General features: G+C 72.5%; 7 protein-coding genes. 2 read left to right on the top strand and 5 right to left on the bottom strand.

Translation table 11 applies throughout. The features are described 5' to 3' along the window. The coding region (locus HW577_RS17120; RefSeq protein WP_198377361.1) for a M24B family metallopeptidase at positions 1-989 on the top strand (989 nt) is incomplete at its 5' end. Between the two features lie 133 nt (positions 990-1,122). Further along, the gene (locus HW577_RS17115) at positions 1,123-1,875 is read left to right on the top strand and encodes a lipase family protein (RefSeq protein ID WP_198377360.1); all 753 of its coding nucleotides are present in this window, start codon (positions 1,123-1,125) and stop codon (positions 1,873-1,875) included. A gap of 13 nt (positions 1,876-1,888) precedes the next feature. Here HW577_RS17115 and HW577_RS17110 read toward each other — a convergent pair whose 3' ends face one another. The 5 genes from HW577_RS17110 to HW577_RS17090 all read right to left on the bottom strand — a co-directional run. Beyond that, positions 1,889-2,827, bottom strand: coding sequence for a tripartite tricarboxylate transporter substrate binding protein (locus HW577_RS17110; RefSeq protein WP_198377359.1), 939 nt, complete (start codon positions 2,825-2,827; stop codon positions 1,889-1,891). A 198-nt stretch (positions 2,828-3,025) separates the two neighbouring features. Continuing rightward, positions 3,026-5,164 carry an NAD-dependent DNA ligase LigA gene (gene ligA, locus HW577_RS17105; protein ID WP_198377358.1) on the bottom strand — a complete coding sequence of 713 codons (2,139 nt, stop codon included), beginning with the start codon at positions 5,162-5,164 and terminating at the stop codon, positions 3,026-3,028. Continuing rightward, the gene (locus tag HW577_RS17100) at positions 5,161-5,643 is read right to left on the bottom strand and encodes a GNAT family N-acetyltransferase (protein ID WP_198377357.1); all 483 of its coding nucleotides are present in this window, start codon (positions 5,641-5,643) and stop codon (positions 5,161-5,163) included. The genes ligA and HW577_RS17100 overlap by 4 nt, the downstream gene beginning before the upstream one ends. Next, positions 5,640-6,116 carry a GNAT family N-acetyltransferase gene (locus tag HW577_RS17095; RefSeq protein ID WP_198377356.1) on the bottom strand — a complete coding sequence of 159 codons (477 nt, stop codon included), beginning with the start codon at positions 6,114-6,116 and terminating at the stop codon, positions 5,640-5,642. Before HW577_RS17095 ends, HW577_RS17100 begins: the two co-directional genes overlap by 4 nt. Positions 6,117-6,194: 78 nt before the next feature. Beyond that, positions 6,195-7,128: DNA repair protein RecN (locus tag HW577_RS17090; protein WP_474100246.1), on the bottom strand; the 934-nt coding region annotated here is incomplete at its 5' end.

The raw sequence follows: 7,128 nt of genomic DNA, 5'->3' as shown, positions 1-7,128 counted from the left end.
GCGTGCGGCTCGACGCCGAGGCGACGCCCGCCTGGTTCGCCGACCGCCTGCGCGCCGCGGGCGCCGTCATCGCCACCGGCGAAGACCCCTGCCGCATGCCGCGCGCCTGCAAGAACACGGTCGAGCGCGAGGGCGCGCGCGCCGCGCATCGCCGGGACGCCGCCGCCATGGCGCGCTTCCTCGCCTGGTTCGCGGAAGAAGCGCCGAAGGGCGGGCTGACGGAGATCTCCGCCGCCGCGCGACTGCTCGCCTTCCGCCGCGACGGCGAGCATTTCCACGCGGAATCCTTCCCCGCCATCTCCGGCGCCGGGGAACACGGCGCGATCGTGCACTACCGCGTCACGCCGGAGACCGACCGTCGCATCGCGCCCGACGAATGCTACCTGATCGATTCCGGCGGCCAGTACCTCGACGGCACCACCGACATCACGCGCACGCTCTGGACCGGGCCGGGGCCCGCGCCCGCCACGCTGCGCGACCGCGCGACGCGCGTGCTGAAAGGGCACATCGCGCTCGCCACTCTGCGCTTCCCGGCGGGGGTGGCGGGGCCGCACCTGGATGCGCTGGCGCGGCGCGCGCTGTGGGATGCGGGGCTCGACTACGACCACGGCACGGGGCACGGCGTGGGGTCGTTCCTGTCCGTGCATGAAGGGCCGGCGGCCTTCTCGCGCGCCGCGCGCGTGGTGCCGCTGCGCGAGGGGATGATCCTGTCGGACGAACCTGGCTTCTACGCGCAGGGCGAATACGGCATCCGGCTCGAGAACCTGCTGCTCGTCGTGCCGTCCTCCATCGGCGCGGCCAAGCCGTTCCTCGAATTCGAGACGCTGACGCTCGCCCCCTTCGACCGCGCGCTGATCGACGCGACGCTGCTGACGCAGGCGGAGCGGGAGTGGCTGGACGCGTATCACGCGCGGGTGCTGGCCGAGGTCGCGCCGCTGGTGGAGGGGGCGACGCGCAAGTGGCTCGAGCGCGCATGCGCGAGGATCTGAAAGGTCGGGGGGAGGAGAACCTCCCCCGGGCCCCCTCCCTTTTTTGTCTTTTGGGACCTGACTTCGGAGGGCAGTCTCCAGAAGACAAAGAAGGTTGGGGGGGTGCGGGGGGGAAGTTCCCTTCCCCCCAGCCATGACCCGCCGCATCCTCCTCGTCTATGGGCTGATGGGCGAGCTCGTCGCCGCCATGCATCCCTTCGGCCTCGACTACATGCACCCGCTGGTGGACTGGCTGCGGGCCGAGGGCGCGCATCCTTCCGTCGTGCCGCTGCGCACCGCCGAACCCGTCGCGGCCAATGCGCGAAGACTGGCGGAGGCGATCCTCGCCGAACCTGCGCCGGTGCTGCTCGTCGCGCACAGCAAGGGCGGGCTCGAGGCGCTGGCGGCGCTGATGGACCCACGCGTCGCGGCGCGCTGCACGGGGCTGCTCGCCATGCAGTCGCCCTTCCTCGGCAGCCCGATCGCGGATGCGGTGATGGGGCATGGCGCGCTCGGCGCGGCGGCGGGCGGCCTCGCGCGGCTCCTGCGCATCGGCAGCGGGGATGGCGTGCGGGACCTGACGACGACGGCGCGCCGCACCTGGATGGAGGCGCAGGCGGAGGGCGTCGCGCGGCTGGTTGCGACGCTGCCCGTGGCGTGCCTGGCGACGGTGCTGGAGGAAGGCGCGGCAAGCGGCCGTGAAAGGCTGCATCTCGCGGCCGCGCGCTGGATGGAGAAGCGCGGCCACGGTCCGAATGACGGCCTGGTGCCGCTGTCGAGCGCGCTGATCCCCGGCGCGCGGCATGTCGTGCTGCCGGGCAGCCATATCGCGACGGTCACGCGCGGCGCGGGGCGGGACCCCGTGGGGTTGCTGCGCGCGGGGCTCGCGGCGCTCGGCGCGGCCTGAGCCCCGCGCCGCGTCACTCCGCCTGGCGGAGGTTGTTCTCGTCGATGATGCGCTTCATCCGGTCGATGTCCTGCGCGACGACCGCGGCGAAGTCCCGTGCGCCGAGATGCACGATCGGCGTCTGGATGCGCTCGTGGCCGACGCGCATCGCCTCGCTGCGCACGGCCTGGGCGCAGGCGGCCTCGAAGCGCTGGATCGCCGCTTCCGGCGTGCCGCGCGGGGCAAAGAGCCCGTGCCAGATGTGCATGGTGAGGTCGAAGCCCTGCTCGCGGAAGGTCGGCGTGCCCGGGAAGTCCGGGAAGCGCTCGGCGGCCAGCGTCGCGATGGCGTGCAGGTTGTTGGCGCGGATCGAGGACGGATGGTCGTTCATCACCAGCACGTCGCCGCGGGCGAAGGCGATCATGACGTCGGCCGGGCCGCGATAGGTGATGTGTTCCATCTGCACGCCCGCGGCGCGCGCGAACATCACCATGGACAGATGCGGCGTGGTGCCGACGCCCGTGGTTCCGTAGGCGAAGTGGCCGGCCCGCGCGCGGGCGACGACGTCAGCGATGGTGCGCAGCCCGGAATTCTGCGGCGTCATCATGATGAGCGGCGCGCGGTTGACCATGCAGATCGGCGTCAGGTCGGCCGCGGTGTAGCCCGCGTTGCGCATGAAGTTGGGCTGGATGGCGATGGGCCCGATCGGGCTGAACAGCACCGTCTGCCCGTCCGCCCGCCCGCGCACGACCTGGTTGGTGGCGATGGTGCCGGCCGCGCCGGTGACGTTGGTGACGACGACGGGCACGCCGAGGATCGGCTGGAACTCGGCCGCGAGCAGCCGCGCGACGATGTCGGCCGCCGAGCCCGCGCCGAAGGCGGTGACGATGGTGACCGGCGCCTGGGCGCGGGCAGGGGGTGCGAAGGCGAGCAGGATGGCCGCGAGGGCGGCCAGCGCAGTGCGGCGCTGCATGGGCGTCTCCCTTGGATGTCCTTGGCGGTCGGACCGCGATCGGATCATGCCGGGGGCTGCGATCGGAAGGGAACGGCTTTTTGCGCTGCGGCACCATCCGGTCGCGCCGGCTCGGTGCGATCGGATTTCGTGCTGCAGGTTCACGGACGTGTGGCGCCAGAAATCCGATCGGCTGTTTCCGGCCGATCGGATATCGCTCTACAGCCCCGCCATCTCCCGGTACTCGGCCTCGGTCAGCGTGCGGACGCCGAGCTCCGCGGCCTTCGCGGCCTTCGATCCTGCATCGGCGCCGACGATGACGAAGTCGGTCTTCTTCGAGACGGATTTCGTCACCTTCGCGCCGAGCCGCTCGGCCTGCGCCTCGGCCTCGTCGCGCGTCAGCGTCTCGAGCGTGCCGGTGAAGACCAGCGTCTTGCCGGCGAAGGGGCTGTCGGATGCCGCGGCGGCCTCGGCGGGCAGCGGAGGGGCTTCGCGCGCGAGGTCGTCGAGCGCGGCGAGCGCGCGGGGCTCGGCGAAGAATTCCACCAGCTCCTCGGCGATGGCCGGGCCGATGCCCTGGATGGAGCCGAGCTCCTCGCGCGCTTCCGATCCGATGACGTGGGCGGCGATCATGCGCGCGCGCCATTCCTCCAGGCTGTGGTAGTGGCGCGCGAGAAGCTTCGCGTTCTGCTCCCCGATGCGGCGGATGCCCAGGGCGAAGATGAAGCGTTCGAGTGGGACGCCGCGCCGCGCCTCGATCGCCTCCAGCAATTTGCCGACCTTGCGTTCGCCCCAGCCTTCGAGGGCGAGCAGCGCGTCGCGATGGCCGCGCAGGCGGAAGATGTCGGCGGGGCTCTTCACCAGGCCCTGGTCGAACAGCAGCTGGATGTTCTCCTCCCCCAGCCCCTCGATATCCATCGCGCGGCGGGAGGCGAAGTGCTTCAGCCGCTCCACCGTCTGCGCGGCGCAGACGAGGCCGCCGGTGCAGCGGCGCACCACGTCCTCGCCGTCCCGGATCGCGTGGCTGCCGCAGACCGGGCAGGTCGTGGGGAAGGCGTAGGGCACCGCGCCGGCGGGGCGCTTTTCCGCCACCACGCCGAGGATCTGCGGGATCACGTCGCCGGCGCGCTGGAGGATGACGGTGTCGCCGACGCGGACATCCTTGCGCGCGATCTCGTCCTCGTTGTGCAGCGTCGCGTGGCGGACGACGACGCCGCCGACCGTCACCGGCTGCATCACCGCGCGCGGCGTCAGCGCGCCGGTGCGCCCGACCTGGATCTCGATGTCGATCAGCACCGTCGTCGCCTGCTCGGCCGGGAACTTCCAGGCGGTGGCCCAGCGCGGCGCGCGGCCGACGAAGCCGAGGCGCCGCTGCCAGTCCAGCCGGTCGAGCTTGTAGACGACGCCGTCGATGTCATAGGGCAGGGCGGCGCGCTGCTCGCCGATGCTGCGCTGGAAGGCGGCGGCCTCCGCCTCCCCATCCAGTGGCGTCGAGAGCGGGTTCACCTGGAAGCCCCAGTGCCTGAGGCGGTCGAGGAAGCCGTGGTGGCTGTCGGCGGGCGCCTCGCTGGCCGCCCCCATGGCGTAGGCGAGCAGCTTCAGCGGGCGGGACGCGGTGATACGCGGGTCGAGCTGGCGGACGGAGCCGGCGGCGGCGTTGCGCGGATTGGCGGGGACGACGATCGCGTCGCCGAGTTTCTCGCCGCGTTCCCGACGCTTTTCGCGGTCCGCCGCGGCCTGTTCCTGCGTGGCGCGGAAGCGGAAGAAGTCGTCCTTGGTCATGAAGACTTCCCCGCGGATCTCGATGCGGGCGGGGAAGGGGGCGTGCAGACGCTTCGGCAGGTCGGGCAGCGTCAGGAGGTTCTGCGTGACGTCCTCCCCCTCGGTCCCGTCGCCGCGCGTGGCGCCCTTCACGAAGGCGCCGTCCTCATAGAGCAGGTTGATCGACAGGCCGTCGATCTTGGGCTCGCCCACGAAGCGGAGCGGTTCATCGGGCGAGAGGCCGAGGAAGCGGCGGATGCGGGCGCAGAACTCAGCGAACTCCTCGTCCGAGAAGACGTTGTCCAGGGAGAGCATCGGCTCGCCATGGCGGGACTTCGAAAAACCTTCCGCCGCCGCGGCGCCGACGCGGCGGGAGGGGCTGTCGTCGCGCACCAGTTGGGGGAAGCGCGCCTCGATGGCGCGGTTGCGTGCGACGAGGGCGTCGTAGGCTGCGTCGCTGATCTCCGGCGCGTCCTGGCCGTGGTAGAGCGCGTCGTGACGGGCGATCTCGGCCGCCAGCGCGGCGAGTTCGGCCGCGGCCTCGGCTTCGGTCAGGCTGTCCACGTCGCGGCGGCGGAGCGTCGTGTCGTCGGTCATGGCGCGGCTTCGTCGGCGAGGGTCGCGAAGGCGGCGCCGTCCAGGATGCGGCCGTCGAACCAGCCTTCCGACGCGGCGCCGATGGCGTTGTAGAACGCCGTCGCCTCATCGTCTCCCTCATCCACGCCCCACCAGAGGCAGGCGCAGCCATCTGCCCGCGCGCGGGCCGCCAGGGCCGCCATCAGCGCCCGCGCCGCGCCTCGGCGGCGGCATTCGGGCCGTACGTAGAGATCCAGCACGAGCATCGCCGAGGCCGCGCGCGCCGCGTCGTAGACCGCGGCGCCAGTGACGAAGCCGGCGAGGCGCGCATCCTCCGCCGCGACGCGCAGGATGGCGCGCGGCGCGGGTCCGAGCAGGTCTCGCGTGACGATGGCGGCCGTCATGGCGACGGGCGGCGTCGCGCCGTCGAGTCTGTTGATGGCGTTGATGAGGTCCGCGACCTCGGCCGCTTCATCCTGGCGTGCGGTGCGGACGATCATGGCGGCGGCTCCGCGGCGAGGTTCAGGAAGTCCTGGTGGACGACGGCGAAGGCATGCACGGCTTCGCCCCTGCTGCCGAGCCGCCGGTAGAAGGCGTGCGCGGCGGTGTTGTTATCCTGTGCCGTCAGCCAGAGGTGGCGCGCGCCGATGGCGTGCCCGCGCCGGGCCGTGGCGGCGAGCAGCGCGCGCGCGATGCCCTGCCGGCGATGGGCGGACGCGACGTAAAGGTCGGCGACATAGATCCCGCGTTCCGCGTGCCCGGTCTCATAGGTCGCGTGTGCCGTGGCGTAGCCGATCAGCGTGCCGTCCTCCGCTTCGGCGACGATGGCGATGGTGTGCTGGTCCTCGATGATGTCGCGCGTGACGTGTGCTTCGGTCAGCAGGTCCGTCGGATTGCCCTGGTCGGCGTTGAGGTCGCGCATCAGCGCGAGCAGCCCTTTGGCGTCCTGCGTCCTGGCGCTGCGGATGATCATGGCGCTCCCCTCCTGCAAGGGCGGAAAGCCAGAAAAGGGAGGGGGTTCGGGGGAGGTTCTCCTCCCCCGACCTTTCCATCACCGTGCATCCTGCATCAGGCTCTCGGCGGCGGCCCGTGCCGCATCCGTCACCTTCTCCCCGGCGAGCATACGCGCGATCTCCTCCCGCCGTTCGCTTTCGGGCAGGGCTTCCACGCGCGTCTCGGCGCGCCCGCCGCGCAGCTGTTTCGCCACGCGCAGATGCGCCGCGCCGCGCGCGGCGACCTGTGGGGAATGCGTGACGACCAGCACCTGCAGCCGTTCCGCCACGCGCGCGAGCCGTTCGCCGACCGCGGCCGCGGTGGCGCCGCCGATGCCGGAATCGACCTCGTCGAAGACGAGCGTCGGCACGGGCGAGCCGCGCGCGAGCACGACCTTCAGCGCGAGCATGAGGCGCGAGAGCTCGCCACCCGAGGCGATCTTGGCGAGTTGCCCCGGCGCCTGTCCGGGGTTGGTGCTGACGAGGAAGGTGACGCGGTCCTGCCCGTCCGGCCCCCAGGCGGGTTCGTCCTTCGCCGCGATGTCGATGACGAGCCGCGCGCGGTCGAGTTTCAGCGGCGGGAGTTCCTTCGCGACCGCCTTTTCCAGCCGGGTGGCGGCCTCCCGCCGTGCTTCCGTCAGGGCGGCGCCGGCGGCGAGGTAGGCGCGGCGCCCCGCTTCCTCGTCGCGTTCCAGCGCCGCGACGCGCCCCGCCCCGGCGTCGAGCGCTTCGAGCCGCGCGCGGAGGTCGGTGGCGAGCGCCGGCAGGTCGGTGACGGCGACGGAATGCTTGCGCGCCGCGGCGCGCAGCGCGAAGAGCCGTTCCTCCACCTGTTCGAGCCGCCGCGGATCGGGCCCGCCTTCGGAGAGCAGGCGGGAGAGGGCGCTCTCGGCCTCGGCGAGCGCATCCTGCGCGGCGGCGAGCGCGGCAAGCGCGGGCTGCGCGTCCTCGTTCGGCGGCGGCAGCCGTTCCAGGGCGCGGGCGGCCTCGCGC

Source organism: Neoroseomonas rubea (assembly GCF_016106015.1).
Taxonomy (GTDB): Bacteria; Pseudomonadota; Alphaproteobacteria; order Acetobacterales; family Acetobacteraceae; genus Neoroseomonas; species Neoroseomonas rubea.
This window is presented reverse-complemented; position numbering and strand designations above follow the sequence as displayed.

Bases quoted from the DNA above. Each gene is read 5' to 3' on its own strand.
- ligA (WP_198377358.1), bottom strand. From the start codon at position 5,164: ATGACCGACGACACGACGCTCCGCCGCCGCGACGTGGACAGCCTGACC.
- HW577_RS17115 (WP_198377360.1), top strand. From the start codon at position 1,123: ATGACCCGCCGCATCCTCCTCGTCTATGGGCTGATGGGCGAGCTCGTC.
- HW577_RS17095 (WP_198377356.1), bottom strand. From the start codon at position 6,116: ATGATCATCCGCAGCGCCAGGACGCAGGACGCCAAAGGGCTGCTCGCG.
- HW577_RS17100 (WP_198377357.1), bottom strand. From the start codon at position 5,643: ATGATCGTCCGCACCGCACGCCAGGATGAAGCGGCCGAGGTCGCGGAC.
- HW577_RS17110 (WP_198377359.1), bottom strand. From the start codon at position 2,827: ATGCAGCGCCGCACTGCGCTGGCCGCCCTCGCGGCCATCCTGCTCGCC.